This is a genomic window from Paenibacillus doosanensis (assembly GCF_025060755.1).
GTDB lineage: Bacteria > Bacillota > Bacilli > Paenibacillales > NBRC-103111 > Paenibacillus_S > Paenibacillus_S doosanensis.
This window is the reverse complement of sequence record NZ_JANYUY010000044.1, coordinates 46,461-65,959: the sequence shown is the minus strand read 5'-3', so window position 1 is coordinate 65,959 and position 19,499 is coordinate 46,461. Positions and strand designations below refer to the sequence as shown.

The 19,499-nt window shown below is 57.6% G+C and carries 11 protein-coding genes and 1 riboswitch; all 11 genes read right to left on the bottom strand.

Annotated features, from left to right (window positions below; all coding sequences use genetic code 11):
• Positions 1-1,801: hypothetical protein (locus tag N0M98_RS25110; RefSeq protein WP_259619518.1), on the bottom strand; the 1,801-nt coding region annotated here is incomplete at its 3' end.
• Between the two features lie 358 nt (positions 1,802-2,159).
• A complete protein-coding gene (locus N0M98_RS25105) occupies positions 2,160-3,803 on the bottom strand; it encodes a hypothetical protein (protein ID WP_259619517.1) in 1,644 nt (547 codons plus the stop codon).
• Between the two features lie 145 nt (positions 3,804-3,948).
• The gene (locus N0M98_RS25100) at positions 3,949-5,346 is read right to left on the bottom strand and encodes an NCS2 family permease (protein WP_259619516.1); all 1,398 of its coding nucleotides are present in this window, start codon (positions 5,344-5,346) and stop codon (positions 3,949-3,951) included.
• A 164-nt stretch (positions 5,347-5,510) separates the two neighbouring features.
• A riboswitch (purine riboswitch) is annotated at positions 5,511-5,611 on the bottom strand.
• A gap of 316 nt (positions 5,612-5,927) precedes the next feature.
• Positions 5,928-7,466, bottom strand: a complete 1,539-nt coding sequence (guaA, locus tag N0M98_RS25095; RefSeq protein WP_259619515.1) for a glutamine-hydrolyzing GMP synthase — start codon at positions 7,464-7,466, stop codon at positions 5,928-5,930.
• Between the two features lie 297 nt (positions 7,467-7,763).
• Positions 7,764-10,214 carry a transglutaminase-like domain-containing protein gene (locus N0M98_RS25090; protein WP_259619514.1) on the bottom strand — a complete coding sequence of 817 codons (2,451 nt, stop codon included), beginning with the start codon at positions 10,212-10,214 and terminating at the stop codon, positions 7,764-7,766.
• On the bottom strand, positions 10,171-11,403 hold the full coding sequence (locus N0M98_RS25085) for a DUF58 domain-containing protein (protein WP_259619513.1): 1,233 nt from the start codon (positions 11,401-11,403) through the stop codon (positions 10,171-10,173). Before N0M98_RS25085 ends, N0M98_RS25090 begins: the two co-directional genes overlap by 44 nt.
• 11 nt (positions 11,404-11,414) lie before the next feature.
• Entirely contained in the window at positions 11,415-12,392 is a 978-nt protein-coding gene (locus N0M98_RS25080; RefSeq protein WP_259619512.1) for an AAA family ATPase, read from the bottom strand.
• 238 nt (positions 12,393-12,630) lie between these two features.
• The gene (locus N0M98_RS25075; protein WP_259619511.1) at positions 12,631-13,806 is read right to left on the bottom strand and encodes an alpha/beta hydrolase family protein; all 1,176 of its coding nucleotides are present in this window, start codon (positions 13,804-13,806) and stop codon (positions 12,631-12,633) included.
• A gap of 225 nt (positions 13,807-14,031) precedes the next feature.
• Entirely contained in the window at positions 14,032-16,443 is a 2,412-nt protein-coding gene (locus N0M98_RS25070; protein ID WP_259619510.1) for a glycosyl hydrolase family 95 catalytic domain-containing protein, read from the bottom strand.
• 20 nt (positions 16,444-16,463) lie between these two features.
• Complete coding sequence (locus tag N0M98_RS25065; RefSeq protein WP_259619509.1) at positions 16,464-17,774, bottom strand: ABC transporter substrate-binding protein; 1,311 nt, start codon at positions 17,772-17,774, stop codon at positions 16,464-16,466.
• Between the two features lie 78 nt (positions 17,775-17,852).
• Positions 17,853-19,490, bottom strand: a complete 1,638-nt coding sequence (locus N0M98_RS25060; RefSeq protein WP_259619508.1) for an extracellular solute-binding protein — start codon at positions 19,488-19,490, stop codon at positions 17,853-17,855.
• Positions 19,491-19,499 lie beyond the last annotated feature (9 nt).

Sequence of the window (19,499 nt, the reverse complement as noted above, 5' to 3'; positions counted from 1 at the left end):
CGGGCGAGGCCGCCTTGGGCGGCGCAGCGGCAGCCGCCGCCGGGCCTGTGCCGCTGCCAGCGGCGCGGCGGGTGCGGCGCAGCATCTGCTGCAGCGCCGTGAGGCCGAGCAGCGCGGCGCCGAGCAGCACGCCCATATATTCGTTGCCCATGCCGTAGTAGCGCGCCCCGATCATCGGGTCGTAGCCGAGCACCGACCGCTGCATCGCCCTGGCGCCCTGCATGCCGTCGTACAGCAGCAGCAGTGTTACGAGCAGTCCCGCTCCGGCCAAGGCGGCGGCCAGTCCCCCCGGCGTCCGGGCTCCCGCGGCGCAGGCGAGACTCGCGGCGAAGATGGCCGCCAGGGCAAGCGCGACCGCCGCGAAGGCCGGCTCCTGCGGCATCCATCCCATCGACAGCAAGCCTGCCGGAGCAAGCAGCAGCGAGAACAAGGCGGCGCGGCAGAGCAGCTTCCCCCTCCTTCCCAGCTTATCGGCTGCAACCAGCGCAAGCAGCAGCACCGCCAGCATAACGGCGATTTCGTATATGGCCAGTCCATACAGCAGCGGCGGGCGCAGCCGGTATATATGCTGCAGCTCGCTTACCGTGCCGAGCAATACCGTCAGGGCGCCTGCTTGCGCGCCGCCTATCGTCTGCATGGGCAAGCCGATCATATCGGGCGGGACGGCAATACCATACCTCGCAAGCAGCGTCGGCGCCAAATCGATCAGCGACACGATCCCTTCGCGGCGCGTCGTCGCCGAAGTCAGCAAGCTGCTTCCACCTGGTTGGGAAGCGGCGGGAGCATAGATCAAAAGCGGAGCCAAGTATGCCTTCTCCTTGGCGGCGTCCGCGTTCACCTTGGGGCTGAACAGCCACAGCTCCTCGTTCTGCGCATTCGCTCCTTCCGCCATGTAGCGTTTCAGCTCCAGCACAAAGCGGTCCAGCTCCGCCAGTACCCGACGCTTCGCCTCGGCGAAGGCCGCCTGGGAATAGGCCGCTTTCTCATCGTACAACCGCTCCAGATCGCCGATCTCAAGCAGCGTCACGGAAGTCGTCGGCTGCTCGCGCCAGCGCCTTAACATCCACGAATAATCCGTGCGGATGCCCGCCGGATAAGCCGCGTCATGAAGCAGCCCTTTATCGCTGACATCGCCGTCCCGAAGCGTACCCGCCGTATCCATCAGCATCAGCGGCGCATAGCGCCGGTAAGACTTGCCCGCTTCCGTCTTGAAGCCGGTCAGCCTCTCGCCGGCGATCACCCTGTCGGCATTCCCCCACACGCTGACCGTAATCCCGGACGCCTTGAGCCGCTCTCCCAGCAATCCTGGAAGCGCGTGATAATAATTGACCGCATTGGCCCGGCGCAGCGCCTCCAACTCCCGGATCACGATAACCGGTTCGCGATCGGCGCCGCCATAGCGGGCGTACTGCTCAAACGCCGTTTCCCCGTTGATCCGCTCTTTTGCCTGCAAGCCCTGCACTCCCGTGCCTCCCTCGGCAAAATGCCCCGCTCCCATCGATAAATAAGCGTCCTCCAGTCCCCGCCCCGGCGTACGGATGTTCAACGCCCCCCAAGACGCCCCATCCTGAAGCCCGGCCAGGCCGGGAAGCTCCAGAAGCCAAGAAGGCTGCAGCTCCAGAAAGGACAGCCCCGGGACGGATACGAGAACGATTTTTTTAGCCGGCGCAAGTGCAGACGCATTAGCGGCTGCACTCGCCTGTTCCGCCGATCCGGGTGCGGCGGCCGCCGAACGGCAAGCAGACAAGGGAAAGGCGAGCATAAGCGTCAGCAAAAAAGGAACCGTCCGCCTCAGCTTCATGGCGCCTCCTATTCCGTCTGATCCACAGACAAACTTTTAGATCTACTGTCCCCCAAATTTCCCCACTCTATCCATCCTGTGTATAGGATGACATACTTCCTTATCCACAAGGTTATCCCCAACGAAATTTGTCTTTTCCCCTAGAAAAATCGCCTTTTTTTCGATAATCCACAAAGATATGCACACTATCCACAGTTTTACCGTAAAAATCTTATCCACTCGCTGCTGCTTTCTTCAGGTTCAACGAATGCCGATATACCGCCTTTTTATAAGGTTATACACATTATCCACAAGGGTTGTGGATAACTTTTGTCCACAGCCTTCCACCCCATAGACAGCCAGGAACGGCAAACGGCAGCTATGGATTAACCCGCCAAATGCCCTCGCCCCGTTCGTTTTCCCCTTGCTTCACGACCTCGATGATCCCGCCCCGTCCGTAATCGGCCGGAAAACCGAGGACATAATCCGGTTGCCCGGCATAATCATCGTACAAACGCAGTTCAAATAAGTAAGTACGCTCGTCGACCCGACGTTTTCCTGACAATTCGAACGTCATATGATGTGGACTCGAGGTGCCGCGGAAGTAGGCGTCAAGCTCAAGCGGCTCTTGTCGGGCTTTCCATTCGTCGGTCACCCACTTCAAACCGCTGTTCGGGTCGCGATGTGCCCACGCTGCCGCAAATTCGTTGGCCGCTTGCAGCGCAAACAAATAGTCCCGGGTAATTTGCAGAGGAGGAAGTACATCTGCCGAATCGTCGGATGGCTTCACCTGCTCCAGCGGTATTAGCGATGCGATAACGTACAGCAATTGCTCTTTATCGAACGGTTTCGCCGTGACAATAGACAAATACGTCGATCCTAGACGGACATACCATTCGCCCCCTCCTTCCACCGGTTCGATCCACTCCGCCGTAAATTCAGGGAAATACCGTTTTTCACCGGAAATGGGCTTCCCCCCGTCATGAGGCCGCAAATCCGTTTTGGACTCGTATACGGAGAAGTGAGGATAGCTCAATTGGAGAACCCCTTCCCGATCTGTCGTCGATCGGGCCTCAACCGAGTAATCGGTAGCAATCCCTTGCCGTGGCACGTACGGATCGAAGATGCGCTGCCGGTCGGCCTGTTCGCGAACTCGTTTCACGTCGTCTGACGTATACGGAATCGTGACGAAGCGGTCGGATTCGAATTCCTCCCTTGAATATATGGCGAATTTTAGCAGACCTTCTACTTTAAGCCAATACAGCTTTACTCGCTCTTGGCCAAAATACGCTGCTACCGCTCCTTCTTCGGTCATAACGACGGCATCGGCCTGCAACGCCTCGTTCAACTGGCATCGCTCGATACGTCCGTCCTTCAGCCGGTAAACGGAGAGGCTCGGAATCGTACCGGAGCTGGCAATTACTTCTTCTTGTCCGTCATGATCGACATCGTATTCCGAAGCGTGCCCTTCGTCAATGAGCAGCAGCGGTTTCGGCACCCCGTCTTCTATATCGATGTAGCGCGTCATCGAGGCGGCCGCACCGACCGCTCCCTGTATTTTGATCACTTCTTTGCGGAAAAGGAAACTATCTTGAATCTGCACCTGTTCGTCCGAAAGTGCGGCGACCGCTCCCAAGTCGTATGCGGTGTCGTCTTTTACAAGAGCCGCATGAACGTATATGGAATCGTCTGTACGCTCATAGAGAATGACTTTTATTTTACCGGAACTTGTTCCTGTAATAAGAGATACTTCTTTGACGATGCGGTCATCCTGCCCCAGCCCATCCTTCATAACGCGAAGCTCTTCTCCGCTCGTATATGTGCGCCACTGCAGCTCCTGCACATTGTCCTCGGATTTGGCCACCGGAAGATCGGCTGTTAAAGCCGATTGCGCCTTCTCCACGAGAATCGTGCTATTCGTAGCGTTCGTAGCGGCAGACGATACGCCGGTCCTTGAATAGCTTCCGCAAACGCAAGTCAAAAGCAGTGCGGCAGCCGCGGCTGACAGCAGCTTCACTCTCATTTCGATCACTCCAGTTCGCATTTATTCAAAATATGGACGTGATTGCCGTATGAAAGGTTCAAAGTTTTTTTGATATAAGGGTTGCAGCCAAAAAAAGCCCCGGCGTCTCCTTGAAGGAAACACCGAAGCTTGGTAAACCGACCTATTAACCTTCGCTGCCGAAAAACGCGTAGCGAAGCACGATCAGAACCGCCAGCACCCACATCAGCCAATGCACCTTGTGCTCGCTCTTGCCGCCGAAGCGGGAGAACGTCGCCAAGATGACGTAAGTGACAATACCGAACGAAATGCCGTTGGCGATATTATACGTAAACGGAATGAACGCAATGACGAAAAACGCCGGAATCGCCACAACGAAATCTTGGAAATTAATTTCCTTGATCGACTGCATCATCAGCACGCCGACAATAATTAAAGCGGCTGCCGTAGCCGATCCCGGAATCAGAGCCGCGATAGGCGCCAAGAACAAAGCGAGCAGGAAGCATACGCCCGTTGTGACCGAGGTAAGTCCCGTGCGTCCGCCTTGCGCTACGCCGGCCGCGCTTTCTACAAATGCCGTCACGGTACTTGTGCCGACCAAGGCGCCGCCGCTGACCGCAATCGCGTCGACCATCATCGCTTTGCCGACCTTTTTGTTGCCTTCTTCTTTATTTTTCATAAATCCGGCGCGATTGGCCGTACCGACCAGCGTACCGAACGTGTCGAATAATTCTACAAACGTAAAGGTCGCAATGACCGAAATAATCCCTGTGTGAATCAAGCCGGGGAAGTCGAACTGGGCGAACGCCAGCTTGGTCAAATCAGGCACCCAAGTCGTTTTGGCATCGGTTAACGTACCCAAATTCACTTGGCCCATGAGCAAGCCTACGACCGTCGTCAGCAAAATGCCAAACAGTATCGCGCCGCGAACATTGAGCACCATCAATATCGCGATGAGCACAATCCCGATAATACAGAGCACGACGTTGGGATCTTTCAGGCTTCCCATATGAATGACCGTCTCGTAAGAGAGCAAATCGGTAAACTGATGCGCCTTCACATCGTTGTCGGTTTCGATGGCAATCGTCATCAAACCGCTGTTTTTCAAGCCGACGATCGTAATGAATAAGCCGATCCCGACCGTAATCGCATGCTTCAGGCTGTCCGGCACCGCTACAAGCAGCAGCTGGCGCACCTTCGTCACCGTCAGCACGATGAAAATCAAGCCGGAAATAAAGACAGCCGTGAGTCCCATCTGGAACGTAAACTTGCCCTGCGAAGCCAAAATCACCGTTGCGAAGTAAGCATTGAGTCCCATCCCTGGCGCCAAAGCGACAGGAAAGTTAACAAACAACCCCATAGCAATGGTCATCACGCCTGCGGCAATCGCTGTAGCCAAAAATACGGCCGTCCAGTCCATGCCAGTAGCCCCGGAGCCAAAGTTGCTGAGAATGTTCGGATTTACGGCAAGAATATACGCCATCGTCATGAATGTGGTCAAGCCCGCCATGACCTCCGTGCGTATCGTGGTGCCGTTTTCCCTCAGCTTAAACAATCGATCCATTCCCCAAATCCCTCCATTGGTTTTTGGAACAACGAAAAAAATCCGACTTTGATCCCTGATCAAAGGCCGGATTCACAATCAAAGCGTTCCGATCGCACAGCTTCCCGGTAAACGCAAGAAAAAGGCTCTTTTAAGCCATCACGCGCACATGGAAAACCGTTCCATCGAATGCTTTGTTTGTTCGTAGCCAGATCATTTACGGTGATCTCGTAGAAACTCCCGGGCCAATTCCTGGGATTATACGAAACTGTTATTCCCTACTTGTTCTCCATTTATTCTAAAAGTGATGACGAATCTTGTCAATCGGTTTTTCCGAACGTTTACAATCATTTTCTCATTCATGTTCGTTATTGTTCATGCTGTGGGATGGAAGGGATTAATAAGCAAAAAAGCTCTTTAATTATGAATTATCAATCCGTTCATTTTGGTCATAAAAAATACTCCCTTCTATTTGCTAAACAACGCAAATAAAAGAGAGTACTCTATTGTTACATGTGAACTCGAGCTTTCAACAATGTCATCGCTGGAAACCCTTATGCAGCAAGGCTCCCAAGCGATTAACACCATTAATTACTTCAATTCTATTCCCACTCGATCGTAGCTGGCGGCTTGGACGTCACGTCGTACACGATCCGATTGACATTGTCCACTTCGTTGACAATACGCACGGAGATCTTCTCCAGCACGTCCCAAGGGATACGTGCCCAGTCGGCGGTCATGCCGTCGATGGACGTTACCGCGCGGATACCTACGGTGTAGGAATACGTACGTGCGTCACCCATAACGCCGACGCTCTTCATGTTAGGAAGCGCCGTAAAGTACTGCCAAATCTCGCGGTCGAGACCGGCTTTGGCGATTTCATCGCGCAAAATGGCGTCGGATTCCCGAACGATCGCGAGCTTCTCTTCCGTAACTTCGCCGAGAACGCGGATCGCAAGACCCGGGCCCGGGAACGGCTGACGCCATACGATTTCGGCAGGCAGACCACATTCTTCGCCTACTTTGCGCACTTCGTCCTTGAACAAAGCCTTCAGCGGCTCGACAAGCTCGAATTTCATATCTTCCGGCAATCCGCCTACGTTATGATGCGATTTGATCGTATGAGCCGTAGCCGTTCCGCTCTCTACGATGTCGGTGTACAGCGTTCCCTGCGCAAGGAATGCGAAATCGTCGAAACGGGCCGATTCCTCTTCGAACACGCGGATGAACTCGTTGCCGATAATTTTCCGCTTTTGCTCCGGATCGTCTACGCCGGCCAGCTTGCCCAGGAACCGCTCGCGAGCGTCGATTTTAACCACTTTCATGTCGAATTTGCCGACAAAGGTTTCCATCACGCCTTCCGCTTCGCCTTTGCGCAGCAAACCGTGGTCGATAAACATACAAGTAAGCTGATCTCCGATCGCTTTATGAATCAGCATGGCGACAACCGAAGAGTCTACTCCGCCGCTCAGAGCGCACAGCACCTTCTTATCGCCGACTTGCGCGCGAATGTCGCGGATGGTGTCTTCGATGAAGCTTTCCATGCTCCATGTGCCTTCACAGCCGCACACTTCATACAGGAAGTTGCGAATCATATCGTTACCATATACGGAATGACGCACTTCCGGATGGAATTGCACGGCGAACATTTTCTTTTCCGGATGGCTCATTGCCGCTACCGGAGCATGCTCCGTGCTTGCGTCCACGACGAAGCCGGCAGGCGGCTCCACAACAAGGTCGCTGTGGCTCATCCAAACGGTTTGTTTTTTGTCCAGCTTGCGCACCAGGCTGCAGTGATTGGCAAAATCCACTTCGGCTTTTCCGTACTCGCGTTTGGAGGCTCTCTCCACTTTTCCTTGCAGCTGATGCGCCATCAACTGCATGCCGTAGCAAATGCCGAGAATCGGCACGTTCAAATCGTATACTCCCGGATCGACGAGCGGGGAATCTTCACCGTACACGCTCGCAGGCCCGCCGGAAAAAACAATCCCTTTCGGCTGCAACTGCTTCAGCTTTTCGACCGATGTGTTATAAGGGAGCAATTCGCTGTATACGCCCAAATCCCTGATACGGCGGGCGATCAACTGGTTGTACTGTCCTCCGAAGTCCAGTACGACGATAATTTCATTTGGCTTGTCCATAATTACCTCCTAAGAGTTTTCGAAGAAACGATTGAGCTGTGATTCCGCGGGCGGCGAAACCGTTTCGCACGCAAGCACCAGCCGGTCAAACTAGAACTGACCGATTCTCTGCTCTAAATCAATAGACATTATTATAAGCTTCCGTGAAAGAAAGGGCAATGCCTCTGTAGAAAAAGCGCGGATCGCCTCCAGAACGCGCTCTGTTCGTATAGTATTTCCCATTGTTTTATGCATGACGCGAGTCACATTCATGAGCTATACAGACGCGGCAAAAAGCCTGCGGCCGCCAAAAGCGGCTTACAGGCTTTTTTGAACATCGCGCCACGCTTCACGCAGTTGGCGCCTTGTTACAGGGGGCGTCCCCGCACGGTACTTCATCTCCTCCAGCAGCCGGACGAAGCGGAGCAGCGAGCTGCGCTGCGCATCGTTTGCGAACTGGCGCGAGAGCAAATATTCGCGCAGCGTCTGCGTAGGCTCGGCCCGTCCAAGCCGCCGCTGCAGCTTGCGCCATAATCGCTCCGCCTGCCGCATCGCCGCATACGCCCGGAAGCGGCGGCGATAGGACGAAGCCGCGCCCGAACGATTCACCTGGCGTCCGCGGACCGGAGCGGCGGCTGAGCTGCGCCGTCGCGCTATCCACATGTGGATGATGGAAACAAGCAAGCACGCTCCGATTATCCACAAGGATAAAGGAAGCCACGGCTCTATCCACATCATGATCCGCTGGATTACCGCCAGCCCTCTATCACTCGCAGTGGATAAAGCGGCGCTGAAGCCTCCCAAACTGCGGGTAAATCCGGATAACTGCAACGCATAGTTCGCCAGACGGCGGATAACCGAGCCGGCTCCACTGTCTTCCTTGAGGGAGGAGGCAGGCGCTGAAGCCGTCTGAACCTTAGGACCGCCGGGTACATCCCCTCCGTAACCGGGGGTCGGGTCGAAGGTCAGCCAGTCACCGGAAGGCATATACGCTTCCACCCAAGAGTGAGCGTCCTTATTGCGCACCTGAACGGTATAGAGCAGCGTTCCGTCCGATAGCGTATCGGTGGAGGTCACTTCCCCCGGGGCGAATCCTTTGACCCATCGGGCGGGAATGCCGACGGACCGCAGCAATACGACCATAGCGGAAGAAAAATGATCGCAATACCCTGCTTTTTGTTCGAATAGAAACTGATCGACCAGATCCTGCCCCGCCGCCGGAGGCCTTGTGTTTTGCAGCGAATAGGGATACGTTCGGAGCAAGTAACGCTCGATAGCTTTGGCTTTATCATAGGGCGTGCTTGCTTCCCTGGTTATTTCCGAAGCCAGCTCCCTCACCCTGGCCGGCAGCGAGTCGGGCAGTTGGACATAGGCATCCCGCTCCGATACGTGCGATTCCGGCGGGACGCTGACCTGCACGCTGTACGAGGAGAGAGGGTCAGCCAGCGCCGGCAAAAAATATTTATCGCTTCGCTTATCCTGCCAAAGCCATTCGGGAGATATCGGCTGACCCGCTTCCGATACGAGAGAGTCCACTTTCGCTAAAGCGCCGCCGAGAAACAGCTGGTGCTGCAAACCCTTCTCCTTTATAAACACTTGCTGACGTACCGGTACGCTGTCCGAAGCCGTTTTCAGGTCCGCCGCGGCTGCCTCTGCAGCCGAATCCTTGTCCGGATCAGCAGGCGGCGATCCGGCTTCCGGAACCAGCGGGACAGGCTCCGTCTCCGCCTGATACCAGCCGCGCCCCGTATAGACGGCTTTTGCTTCGCCGCGCCAGTAAGTCAGACGCGTCGTCTTCGCTATGAAGGCGACGGTATCGTCTTGGCTAAGCGGCGAGCCGAGCCGCGAATCGTCGGGACCGTAGCCGGTTTGACCTGCGGCCAGGGAAGCCGGCACGGCTCCGCCGCCCAGCTGCGGGCCGGTCAAAAACGGCAGCCGGTCCTCCCACTTGGAAAGCGGCTCCGACCAGTCGATCGGCCGCCCCTTGGGATCGTGCTGCAGCGCGCCAAGCCAGGCTCCGAGCAGGCATAGGCCCGTCAGCACGGCGCTCGCGGCAACGGGAGTCCACAGCCCCTCAGGGCGCGCCTCCGGCTGCCGGGCCGGCTCATCCTCAAGGCGGGAGCTATAGTGCGCGGCGCTTTGCCGCTTCCAGCGCGTCCACCGCTCCGCCTGCAGCCAACCTTGCAGCAGCAGGCCTGCGCCCGCCGCTCCCAGCAGTCCCGCCGACATATCCGTATCGAAAACGAGCTGCAATGCAATCAAATAAACTAATGTCATCGCGACAAACCACAGCAGCTGCTGTCTATCGGCGACAAATGACTGTAGCACCCAAATAAAAAAGCCCCATCCGGCCAAAAACAGCATCGTTCGCGTAGCCGGGGAAATATAAGAAAACCGTCCCTGCGCCATATGCAGCGCATCCTCGGTAAGCTCGCGCAGCCATGACTGCCACCAGCCCACGCCCGGCAGCCATTGTCCGCTGTGCAGCACGGCGGTAGCCGCCAGCACAATCGCCGCCTTTAGCGGCCAAGCCGCCGCTTGCGGCATGCGCAGCGTGTCGATGACAAGAAACAGAGCAAAGGCGACCAAAAAAGGCGTAATCCGATACACCTCGGTATAATCGGACAACTGCTGCAGCGGCACGAGCCAAGCCCGAATCAGCCAAAACAGCAGCAGCGCATACCCGACGCGCAGCGCCCAGGAGCCGGAGGGCTCGGCTGATTGTTCAAGCCCCGGCCGCGGCTGCGGTTTGACCCGCTTCAGCGCCATAGCCCTCACCTCCTTCGGCGGCGTACCGGGAATCCGCCGTTACCGCCGTAAACCGGCAGCCGGCAGCTTCCGCCTGCCGCTTCCACTGCTGCACGGCCGCAGGGTCAGAGCCGCGCCCGTGCACGTAGACCAGATGTACCGCGCGCTCCCGCAGGCGGTACGCCAGCTTCAGCAGCTGCTCATCCGGCTGCGCCGTGACGATGGCGACCCCGGCCCACGGGCCGGTGTGCAGCGCCTCCCGCTGCACGCTGGCCGCGAAGGGCCTGTCGCCGTCGCACGGCACGAGCGCGAGCAGCTCCAGCAGTTCCGCGAGGCGCTCGCGCCCTCGCGCCTCCGCCGTCCGCCCTTGCCGGTCGGTGACGGCAAGGCGCACGGTCAAGCCCAGCTGCAGTCCGCGCTGGGCAAGCCCTGCCGCGGCCCGGACGGCCGTTCCGAACGCTTCCGCGTTCGGGACGCCCATGGCCGCGTCGAGGCAGACGAGCAGCCGGTCGGCGCCGGGCTGCTCCGATTCCTTCGCGCGCAAAGCCCCTGCGCGCGCGGTGGAGCGCCAGTGGACCCGGTTCAGGGGGTCCCCCGGCGCATAGGGCCGCGTCCCGTAAACAAGCGGGGACGCGGCCTGCCGCTGCAGCTGCGGCTTGAGGCGCGGGTGCTCTTCTCCCGCGCCTTCAGCGGCCGCTGGCAGCGGCAGCGGCTTCGGCAGCACGAGCAGCTGCTGCCGCCCGGCCTTGATGCGGCGGCGAATCCGCAGCAGGCCGAACACGTCGCTCGCCGTGACGCTCGACGCCTCCAGCACATACAAGCCGCGCGGCAGGGAAGGAACGCGCAGCCGCGCTTCGGCAGAGCCTGAAAAAACCGGCGTCACAATATCGCGCAGCCACAGCGGCTCGCCCGTCCCTGTATGCGTCCAGCGCTGCTCCACGAGCAGCCAGCCGAGCGGAAGAACGCGCCCGCCGAAACGAAGCCGGACGGGCAATTCGACAGGGTCGCCGCTCCAGCAGCGAAGCTGCTGCTGGAGTCGCTCGACCCGAACCGGACGGCTCCAGCCGATACAGCCTAGCGTGATATAGAGCAGCAGCGTGCTCATCCCATAGAAGCAAATCCAGGCCGAGCGGCCGCCGTAGGCCGCCGCCCAATACCAGCAGCCCGCCCAGCAGCCCAGCATCCATAATAACTTGAATACATTCGCCATGTCCGCCCCTCCTACAGAGCCGGAGCGTAATGCCGGGAAGGGATCGGCGTTGCAGCGGTGATCGTTTCTATTAAAACCTCGCCCTGCGCTCCCGCCATCGCTGCTTCCGGCGTGAGCAGAAGCCGGTGAGCCAGTACCGCCACGGCCATCTGCTTCACGTCATCGGGAATGCAGAAGCTGCGGCCGGAGAGAAAGGCCCTCCCTTGAGCCGCTTTCATCAGCGCTATCGAGGCGCGGGGACTCGCTCCAAGCGCGATCTCCGGATGACGCCTCGTCGCTGCGGCCAGCTGCACGATATAGCTTTTCACCGTATCATCGACATGGACGCGGCTCGTCTCCATTTGCAGTGCGGCGAATTCTTCGGGCAGCAGCAGCGGGCGCAGCTGGCCGAGCGGATGACGCTCCTCCACGCGGCTAAGCAGCTCCACTTCCTCCTCAGCTTGCGGGTATCCGAGCTTCAGCTTCATCAGAAACCGATCCAGCTGCGCCTCCGGCAGCTGGAAGGTGCCCTCGAAGTCAAACGGATTTTGCGTCGCGAGCAGAAAGAACGGCTCGGGCAGCGAATGCGTCTCGCCGTCTACGCTGATCTTCCTCTCCTCCATCGCCTCCAGCAGCGCCGATTGGGTGCGCGGCGTTGCGCGGTTCAGCTCGTCGGCCAACACCAGGTTAGCCATAAGCGGACCGGGGCGAAATTCAAACTGCATCGACTGCTGATGAAAAATGCTGCTCCCTGTCAAATCCGACGGCAGCAAATCCGGCGTACACTGCACTCGCTTGAAGCTACAGTCCAGCGTTCGCGCGAGCGCCCGCACCATCATCGTCTTGCCTACGCCGGGGACGTCCTCCAGCAGTACATGACCGCCGCACAGCAAGGCGATGAGCAGCTTCTCTATAACCTCTCTTTTACCGATAATGACTTTTTCCATTTGATAGATAATACGTTCCAGCACGGCCTGCGGCGGATCGAAAAAAGATGAATGCACCTGCATAATAGACAGCCTCCTCTAAATCGATTGGATTCTATAATTCTAGTATTTCCAATCTATAGAGCGTTTAGACTGCGCCTTTTTCGAAGCGGCCTTACGTTACGGACAGAGCGGTGACATGGGCCGATGAAGCCTGCCAGAACTGGCAAGCCGCTATAGAACCCCGTCGCTCGGGGGTTTGGACGCCTTCGGACGAAAAAAACCCTCGATCTTAACCGAACATTTACATTTTCTCCGAATGCTAACGGTACCTTATGGCGGAACAAACGACATACTCCCGCTCGTCGGCGATGCGGATAAAGTATGCTTTGGCATTCGCCGGAATAACCGCTCGAATCTCGCGAGCCTCTTCCAAGATACGCGCATCGGCCGTTAGCCACTGCACGGCAAACCAATCGGAGGTATCTACGGCATACCGAAGCTCGGCTTTCTTGACCGCGCTCCCCTGCGCGTAGCGGACGACTGTCTCGCTTCCTTCCTCGACCGGATCATCCGTATGGATTAAGGGCTCGGCTCCCTTGGTCATTTGATCGGCGAAAGCGTAAATCTCCTGAGGCTTCCACCCCATAACATGGGAATGCCCTAATCCGAACTGGATGCTGAGCAGCGATTCCTTCCTGCGGCTGCGCATCTTTTCATACGATCGGCTGAACAAATCGAGCGAAAAATGCTGGTCCTGATCTCCGTTTACCCACAGCATAGGCTTCGTCGCCCGCGGCAAATAAACCGAAGGGTCCCACAGCCGCTTGATCCGTTCCGCATCCTCCTGCGGCATTCTCCTGAAGGCTTCCCCGAACCGGTTCGTCAATTCGTATAAATAACCGCAACCGTACACCGGAATCGAGAACATGAAGCGGTCGTCCACCCCAGATACGATGCCGGTGACGATCCCTCCCCAGGAAATGCCGTTAATGCCGATCCGGCCGCGGTCTACTTGCTCTATCGAACGGATGAAAGAATGCGCCCGGATGACGGCCGCTACCGCATGATACATCCACTGCTCCTCCACGGGCAGCGCATAGTCGCCGAATTCGCCTTGGCGGGCAGGACCGCTCCAATCATGCTGCGGCCGTCTCCCCTCGCTGTCTTTGGCCAGCGGCAGATGCCCCTCCAAGTCCATCGCGATCGCCGCATAGCCTCTCTGTCTCCACAGCTCGACCCATTCCTTGAAGGCGGTCCCGCCACCTCCGTGCACCAAAACCATGGCGGGAACAAGCCCGCCTTCTTCCGAAGCGGCATCGGGCAGCGCGTAGTACGCGAAGACGCGGGTCGGTTTTCCCCCGTAAGGCATACCATCGTAATAAATCGCTTTCACATTTCCTTCGTCAAACTCCGGGGCGGGGTACACCTGAGGCGCCTGCTCGAGCTCCTCCCAATTCCACGGATGCGGCTGACGCTGTTCATTTGAACCGGACATTGCTTTCTCCTCCTCGCAAATCATGAATTATAGAGAATTATAACAGCGGCTCCCGCGTTTATCTATGTTAACGTGAACAAAACCGGCCGACCGGTTCGACGGGAGACTTCGTTCTGGCGACATAAACCGTGCTGCGATACGTTCTTTATCGACATAAAACAAGGTAAAAACCTCCGCTGAGGCTTTTACCTTGTGTCCCTGCTTATTCCCTTCCGTACGCGGAGCTTATGCAGTCGTTTGATGCGCCAGCGTCACCTTCAGCCGTACGGGCACTCCCGCTTCCAGCTGCACGCTGCGGATGTAATTTCCTTCCGCCGTCCCGCCTTCGGCGGCTTCAATCGGCCTCGCAAACTGCAGGCTGACGCTCTGAGAGCGGTGCAAGGACAAGAGCTCCGCCAGGACGGTACCGGCGTCCTGATCCCACTCGATACGCACCTCGACCGCTCCGCGGGCGAGCAGAGGGCCGACCTTGCCTTTTCTCCATTTGGACGGGAGCGCCGGGAGAATGCGGATCGTTCCGTTCAGGGAGAACAGCAGCATCTCCTGCACGGCGGCGCTCCAGCCCATGTTGGCATCGATCTGGAACGGAGCCCAGTGGGCGTCGACGCCGATGCCCATGCTGCGCCAATCGTTATGGAACGTGTAGAAATTGTTGATGACGCAGGTGCGGCTCAATAAGTCCAGACATTCCAGAGCCAAATCCCCTTCTCCCATGCGTGCGTAATGATTGGACATATGGGCGAGCGACCAGCCGGTCTGCTCCTTGAGTCCGATCACCAGCCGTTTTTTGGCTGCGGTGACGAATGCTTCGAACAGCTCGGGATCGTTCTCCCGAGTCACCTCTGTGCCGGGGAATACCGGGTAAATATGCGATTGATGCCGGTGATGGTAGTTATCCTTATAATCCGGGCGCATCCATTCGCTTACCGCTCCGTCTTCATTGATCCGGTACGGCGGAATCCGCTTCAGCATCTCCTTCCATTTGCCGATTTCATCCGAATATACGTCCGCAAGCTCCGCGCCCTCCACCAAATGCGTCAACACTTCCTTGGCAATCGCGAAATCCATCGTCGAGTTGACGGCCGTTTCGGTAAGCGGCTTCTGGCCGGGGCCGGGAATATAGTTGGCCGGAGCGTTCTCCGGCGAATTGGAAGGGCAGCTGACGTAATACCCGTTGTCGTCCAATATAAAGAAGTCTTCATAAAACAGCGCGGTTTCTCTAAGAAAAGGCAGCGCACGCTCCCTTAAAAATTGCATGTCGCCCGTGTATAAGTAGTAATCGTAATAATGCTGGGCAATCCAGCCCGCCGCTCCGGTCCAATGGATAATATGAGGGGCCTTATGCTTCAGCAGCCCGGAATCCGGGGACGTCGGGGCCGGAATATAAATTCCCCGGCAGCCGTACAGCCGCTTCGCATTCGTCCGAAAATCGCCGATCAGCCGGTCGAAGTAGTCAAACATCGCCAGCAGCAGCTCCGGCATATTGCCGGACAGCGCCTGCCAATAGATCATCTGGATATTTTCGTTGGACATGTTGAACGCCCACATGCCCTCGTATTCGCCGCACCATAGTCCGTACAGATGGCATGGCTGGCCGCCGTCGCGGGAGCTGGAGACGAGCAGGTATCTGCCGTAGGCCCACATCTTCTCCGTCATCTCCAGCGACGCTTCTCCCTGATAGGCGTCCAGCAGCAGCTCCTCGTTCGAGCGCTCGTAACTCTCCGCCCCGAGCTCCATCGTCACGGCGCCGAACAGCCGTCCGTGCTCCCGCGCATGAGGCCCGAGCAGCTCGGCGTAGCTTGGGGTCGCCTGCGCCAAGGCTCGGCGTCCCCGCTCCCATGCGGCGGCGCGCTCGTCCCGGACGAACGGCTGCACGATCACCAGCACGCTTCGCGCCCCGTCGACCTTCAGCTTGCCGTTATCCGACTCGATCGTCCCCCCTTGCGGGATGACTCTCGCCACGGCGCCGAAGTCGGACCGATCGTCATTCTCGGCGGCGTAGAACAAGTACTCGCCTTCGCTGCGCAGCTCGGCCTTCTCGGGCAGCGTAGCCGCCCGGCGGATGTCCTTCGGATCGTGCAGCTCCATGTACAGCTGCGCATGAATCGGGTCCGGGCCGTCCGCGCGGATTTCATAGACGATCCAGTCGTCCGGACGCGATACGAACAACGCGCGCTCATAGCGGGTCGCTCCGTCGCGCCAGGACACCGTCACTTCTCCCGTCTCCATGTTCAGCTCTCGCCCATAAGCTTTAAAACCGTGCGGAGAAGGCATGATGACCTTGAAATCGGCCAGGGGCAGCGGCCACGCCATCTTCGGCTTGTAGCCCCGCTCCTCCAGCGCGTCCGCCATAATGCGGTTAGCCTTCGGAGCGTCCCCGGCGAGCAGCAAGGCTCGCACTTCGGGCAGCTTGTCGCTGACATCCGGCAGCTCCGGCGTCTGGCTGCCGCGCCACAGCTCCTCATGCGTCAGCAAAATCGTCTCCTCGTACACGCCGCCGTAGACGGCGGCGCCGATCTTCCCGTTGCCGGAAGGCAGCGCCTCGCGCCATTTGGCCCCCCACCAGGATGAGGGGTACTTCAAGCTAAGCTTATGTTTATGTCCGAAAGTCACTTTGTCCAGCGGTCGCATATTCATCTTCCTCTCTGTCAGGTTCGCTACTGCTGTTTGTTTTGATCCTCAATCGCCTTGTTGATCAGCTCTTCGGCTTCACGCAGCGCCGTGTTGACGTCCTCTTGCCCCGTCGCCACTTTTTTAAACTGCTGGCGCATGATCGTAAAGGCGGCTCCGTCGTATTTGGTAATCGACGGAAACGGCTTGGCGTTTTTGTTTTTAATGAACGCCTCGCGGTTTTTGCCCTTCAACACTTCAATGTCGAGGCCGAAATCTTTGTTGATCGACGTATCGGTCAAAACCGAAGCGTTGCCGTTGCGCGCAATGACCTTTTGGGCCTCCGGCGTCAGCATCGCGCTCAGCGCCATGAACGCCTGATCCTTATGCTTGGAAGTGGTCGTAATCATCCGCGCTCCCCCTTCGACTTGCACCCCCGTATTGGGCGCTTCGGGAAAGCTCGGCAGGCTGACCACATCATAGTTCAAGCCATTTTTGACCGCTTCGGGCATCGAGGAGAAAAACGAGCTTGTCGAGTACATCGCCAGCGTCTTGTCCTTGGAGAACGCATTCAGTCCTTTGCCGTATCCGGCCGCGTCCACCTCGTTGCCCGTGATCGTGTAAAAGCGGGCCCAGTTCTCGAACAGCTTTTTCCATTCGGCATTGTTCACGATCGCTTTGTTCGTCTTCTCGTCGATGACGGGAACCGAGAGCTGGTTGTATTGAATTTGGAACAAATCCTGGAAGTCGTACCCGCGGTAAGCGACGCCTCCGTCGGTTCTCGTTACTTTTTTGGCGAGCTCGTAAACTTGATCCCAAGTCATTCCGTCCTGCGGATACGGCACGCCGAACCGGTCGAAAATATCTTTGTTGTAATATAGGGTGACGACATTGGCGGATACCGGCAGCGCGTACAGCTTGCCTTCCCCGGAATTTTTGCGGACCGTATCGACCACGACGGGGTCAACGGCGCTCAAATCCAGGTTAAACGCTTTCACATACGGCGTCAAATCCTCCAGCAAATCCAGATTCTCATATTTCGCAATGGCCGATATATTATCGCCGAGAATATCCGGCACCTCGCCGGAGGCAATTAAATCTTCGATTTTGTTAGTCATCGGGACGAGCGTCAGATCGATATTCGGATATTTTAATTTAACCGGCGCCACGACCAGCTTCTGGAACAATTCCTCGGACATATTGCCGTAAAACGTAAGCGTTACCGGGTCCGTGTTAATTTTGGCCGCCGTCGCCGCTTCCCCAGGTTTCTCTGCGCTTTGTCCCGTGCAGCCTTGAACCAGCGCCGCCAGCATCGTCACGGCCGTCAGCAAGATGAACTTCGTATTTTTCTTTTTCATTCGCCTATCCCCTTTGATCGTCAAATTGATGGGCAAGAAGGGGCGCGGCTACCGCGCCCTGCCGCCGCTTAAGCCGGCTTATTCCGGCCGCTTGAATTGATACAATTGATCCCGCAGCAGCGCCTTATCCTTGTTCTCGCTGTACCATTGGGCATACCAGTCGTCGACCTGCTTGCCGCCCGCTCTCTCCCATAGGCTCTTCGCCTCGGCCAAAGCCTGATCCGGCGTGTACGCCGCTCCGCTGACGATCGCCTTGATCCAGATGTCGTCGATCGGCTTCTTGACGCTCGTATCGATGAGCTGAATATCGTCCGGCGCAATCGGCATATGCTCCCCGTGCGTAATATCGGCGATCGGCCGCTCCGGCGACAAGTAGTACTCGCCCGCCTGCTTCATCATCGTATAAAATTCTTTTTCCTGCGGATGGTCCAGATTCAGCGTCTCCTCATATCTGCCGCATTTGCCCTCCAGCGCCGGGGAGAACAGCATCCGGTAATCGCCCGCATAAGATAGCTGCTTCTCCTTCTCCTTGTCGATGAAGATCGGACAGCCGTTCGGCCCTTGCTTATAATGCGTGCCTTCGATTCCGTATTTCAGCGTTTTGCCCGCCTCATCGGAGGAGATGAAGTCGATATATTTCATAATCGCTTCCGGGTTTTTGGCTTGGCTGTTCACGATGGCCGTAATTTGCACCGGGTTCTGGATCGTCGGGCTGAATTGGCCGTACGGGCTGCGGGGCAGCGGTATGACGATCACCTCGGCCGAAGGATTGTTCTTCTTCAGCGATTCGTAAATTTGCAGCCATGCGGCGCCGGTTATTTGTCCACCCCACATGCCGATTTTCCCGTTCACCCAGTCCTGCTGCGCCTTCTGGCCGCTCCTGTCGGTCAAATAATCCGGATCCACCAGCCCTTCGTCGTACAAACGCTTCTTAAACGCCGCAGCCGCTTTGGCCCGCTCCCAGTCGTGAATCAGCTTGCCGTCCTCCACGACCCATTTCACATTCTGGAACATCGCGTTCACGATCTGGTTCGTAATATAGGCGAGCGAGGTACCGTACGTGTCCTTTTGGCGATTGCCGTCGGGGTCCTGCTCGGTGAAGGCTTTCATCACCTGGTACAGCTCCTCCGTCGTCTTGGGCGTCTCCAGGTTCAGCTTGTTCAGCCAATCCGCGCGGATGAAGAGCGCATGGTTCGCCTGCAGCCCGTTGATCACGCCGAACCCGTACATCTTGCCGTCCGGCATCGACGCCGCCGTCCTGAGCACCGGGTATTTCTCCAGAAGCTGCTTGTACGTCGTGCTGTATTTGGCGATCATATCGTCGACCGGCATCATTTGCTTCTGCGTGTACAGCTGCCCGCGCAGCACGTTGGAATAATCGAAGATCAGCTCAGGCGCGGTGCCGGAAGCGAATAAGGCCGTCAATTTGGCCGTCGCGTCATTGCGGGGAATGGGCGTAAACTTCACATGAACCGGACCGTTCCGATCAATCCATTCGGTCCAGCGGTTTTGCTCGATCGTCCCCTCTTCCTGCGGAACCAGTCCGCGGTCGTACACCGTCGCGCTGATTTCCGGCTTTTGCCCGCCCGCGTTCCGGCCCGCCCGCCCTTCCTGATCGGAGCCTGAGCAGCCTGCAAGCAACGCCGATACCGCAAGAACGGCCGCGGCGCCAAGGCGCATCCTGTTCGTCAGCCTGTTTCTTTTTCTTTTCATCATCTAGCACTC

Excerpts from the sequence above, each read along its gene's own strand:
- N0M98_RS25085 (WP_259619513.1), bottom strand. The coding sequence starts at position 11,403 with ATGGCGAATGTATTCAAGTTATTATGGATGCTGGGCTGCTGGGCGGGC.
- N0M98_RS25080 (WP_259619512.1), bottom strand. The coding sequence starts at position 12,392 with ATGCAGGTGCATTCATCTTTTTTCGATCCGCCGCAGGCCGTGCTGGAA.
- N0M98_RS25065 (WP_259619509.1), bottom strand. The coding sequence starts at position 17,774 with ATGAAAAAGAAAAATACGAAGTTCATCTTGCTGACGGCCGTGACGATG.
- N0M98_RS25105 (WP_259619517.1), bottom strand. The coding sequence starts at position 3,803 with ATGAGAGTGAAGCTGCTGTCAGCCGCGGCTGCCGCACTGCTTTTGACT.
- N0M98_RS25070 (WP_259619510.1), bottom strand. The coding sequence starts at position 16,443 with ATGAATATGCGACCGCTGGACAAAGTGACTTTCGGACATAAACATAAG.
- N0M98_RS25075 (WP_259619511.1), bottom strand. The coding sequence starts at position 13,806 with ATGTCCGGTTCAAATGAACAGCGTCAGCCGCATCCGTGGAATTGGGAG.
- guaA (WP_259619515.1), bottom strand. The coding sequence starts at position 7,466 with ATGGACAAGCCAAATGAAATTATCGTCGTACTGGACTTCGGAGGACAG.
- N0M98_RS25100 (WP_259619516.1), bottom strand. The coding sequence starts at position 5,346 with ATGGATCGATTGTTTAAGCTGAGGGAAAACGGCACCACGATACGCACG.
- N0M98_RS25060 (WP_259619508.1), bottom strand. The coding sequence starts at position 19,490 with ATGATGAAAAGAAAAAGAAACAGGCTGACGAACAGGATGCGCCTTGGC.
- N0M98_RS25090 (WP_259619514.1), bottom strand. The coding sequence starts at position 10,214 with ATGGCGCTGAAGCGGGTCAAACCGCAGCCGCGGCCGGGGCTTGAACAA.